Source organism: Acinetobacter sp. 226 (genome assembly GCF_048147925.1).
Taxonomy (GTDB): Bacteria; Pseudomonadota; Gammaproteobacteria; order Pseudomonadales; family Moraxellaceae; genus Acinetobacter; species Acinetobacter pecorum.
This window is the reverse complement of record NZ_JAYWYX010000065.1, coordinates 1-2384: the sequence shown is the minus strand read 5'-3', so window position 1 is coordinate 2384 and position 2384 is coordinate 1. Positions and strand designations below refer to the sequence as shown.

General features: G+C 34.5%; 3 protein-coding genes. 2 read left to right on the top strand and 1 reads right to left on the bottom strand.

The genetic code is table 11. The features are described 5' to 3' along the window. Positions 1 to 520 precede the first annotated feature (520 nt). Positions 521 to 1465, bottom strand: coding sequence for a hypothetical protein (locus tag VXP95_RS15355; protein WP_180645000.1), 945 nt, complete (start codon positions 1463 to 1465; stop codon positions 521 to 523). Positions 1466 to 1624: 159 nt separating this feature from the next. On the opposite strand from VXP95_RS15355, the gene VXP95_RS15350 reads away from it, so the two are divergent. Next, complete coding sequence (locus tag VXP95_RS15350) at positions 1625 to 1981, top strand: type II toxin-antitoxin system RelE/ParE family toxin (protein WP_034171695.1); 357 nt, start codon at positions 1625 to 1627, stop codon at positions 1979 to 1981. After that, the gene (locus VXP95_RS15345; RefSeq protein ID WP_005804939.1) at positions 1974 to 2276 is read left to right on the top strand and encodes a helix-turn-helix domain-containing protein; all 303 of its coding nucleotides are present in this window, start codon (positions 1974 to 1976) and stop codon (positions 2274 to 2276) included. Before VXP95_RS15350 ends, VXP95_RS15345 begins: the two co-directional genes overlap by 8 nt. The last annotated feature ends 108 nt before the right edge of the window (positions 2277 to 2384 follow it).

The following is a 2384-nucleotide window of genomic DNA, read 5'->3' as shown; positions in this document are numbered from 1 at the left end:
CTGTGCTTGACTCTTGTGGTTAAAAACAGGACATTTTAAATGGTTTATCGCATAGACATTTTAATTGGTGAATAACAGCATTTTTAATATTACTTTAAGATCAGTATCTTATCGTTATTCATACCCTCTGGAACGTTCTCGTTCAACCGACTTGGAAACAAGTCGGTTTCTTTTTAAGCAAAACTGTAACTTTTAGCCAATAAAATTGATCAAAAAACATTCGTTTTTGCACTTTTTCCTGATTTCTCAAGGGTCACAGTTCAGAAATAATCCCCAATTTCTGCGGACAACTCTTGGGATAAAATAGGCCAACTTTGTAAGCTAAAACTTACATAGATTTAAGGTTTTTGCGGATTGGTAATTCAAGGCATTAATCCTATGATGAATACATAAGGGAACTGGATGTTTCCAGAAAACAAGAATAAGAAAATAGCGCAAGGAATGGGCAGCACGAGATCAGTAAGACGAGCACCCCGATATGAAAAAGCCCGACAGGATGTCGGGCTTTTTTATTTAAAGATCATTCTGAATCATCATTTTTAGGCTTTTTCTTATCCTGATTCTTTTTGTATCGCTTATCTGCTACGGTTTTTCTGTATTCCTTAAGGGACTTAGGATTATCAGAAATAAATTTATCCATCCGTTTTTTGCCCCCCTTGTACTTATCATCTTTACGCATTTCTTTTTTATTTACTTTTTTAGTTCCATTTTTAAGTGAATAAATAAAAGATGAACCTGCGACAAGAATCTGATCTACATAAATAGGCGTAGCGACATTCGTGTAAAAGTAGTTACAGCCATATGCCATATTTTTTTCTAAAATTTCATTTGGAATAAAAATTAAATAACTTAGTGTTTTCTCAAAACCAACTTCCAAATGTGGAAGATCAAAATTATCACTTTTCCATTTTTTATCTACACTGCAAAAATATCTAATTTTTTCCTTAGTTTGACTTACTGGAATATTAAGTTTTTTACATTTTTCTTGCGTATATTCAATGAAATGCTTCTTAGCAATATTAAGAGTAATATCTGAAATTGTATCTGAGCCAATCCCTTCAATAACTAACAGTAGTTCTTCAAGGTCTTCTAAATCACCTGTTTCTACAGCTTTAGAATGTCTTACAGCAGTAATAATTTGCTGACACTTAACATCATGGCTTCCCCGACCTTTATGTCCATTTTTAGCTAGGCCAATGCCCGTACCTTTTGGTTCTGCAAAACATTTTGGTACCCATAAGCTATTGATAGCTGCTGGATCTTTAACATAGTTCTTTAAACCAGCTAATGTTTCTGACATAAAAACTCTTAAAGTTTCATGGCCTGATTGCATATGTGTATTAGATGATCGTGACATTGCATAAGCATCTACAAATAAACGTGTATCTTCATCTAGATTTATATTTAAAAAGTCACATTCTGAATTTAGATAGTCTAATTTGAAGGAAGAATATAAATAGTTCATAAAATTGCTCAAAATAAAGTCAAACCTATCACACAATTATTATTTTATGTATACAAATCAAAACAATGCGACACTGTTCGTCGTTCAATTAATAATCAGGTTGTATTGTATTAAATACATTAATATAATATAGACTATAATCTATATTTTGGTTGTGATATGTGGACAGTCATCACGACAGATCTGTTTAATGTATGGCTTGAGCAGCAAGACGAATCAACACAAGAGAAAGTCTTAGCCGCTTTGGTTGTTTTACAGCAGCAGGGGCCAAGTTTAGGTCGCCCTTTAGTTGATACCGTGTATGACTCTAAATTTACCAATATGAAAGAGCTACGCGTTCAGCATCGAGGTAAACCACTGAGAGCCTTTTTCGCATTTGATCCATTACGACAGGCTATTGTGCTGTGTATCGGTGATAAAGGCGGTAAAAAGCGTTTCTATAAAGAGATGCTGGATATTGCAGATCAGCAATACGAACTTCATCTCTCAACCCTAGGAGATCAATCTAATGGCTAAAACCTTACAGGAATTATTGGCTAGTCGCTCTCCAGAGAGCCAAGCACGTATTCAACAAATGGCTGACGAGCTACTTTTAGAAACACAGCTCCACCTTATTCGTGAAGAACTAGAAATCTCTCAAAAAGAACTCGCTGAAACCCTTGGAATTAAACAACCATCACTTTCAGCAATCGAAAACCGTGGAAATGACCTTAAAATTTCAACAATGAAAAAGTATGTTGAAGCTATGGGAGGAAAGCTTCGTATTGATGTAGAGCTTCCAACAGGAAAACATATAGGATTCAATGTTTAATAATAAGAAAGGTAGCTTAGGCTGCCTTTCTTTGTTATTCACCAATTAAAATGTCTATGCGATAAACCATTTAAAATGTCCTGTTTTTAACCACAAGAGTCAAGCACA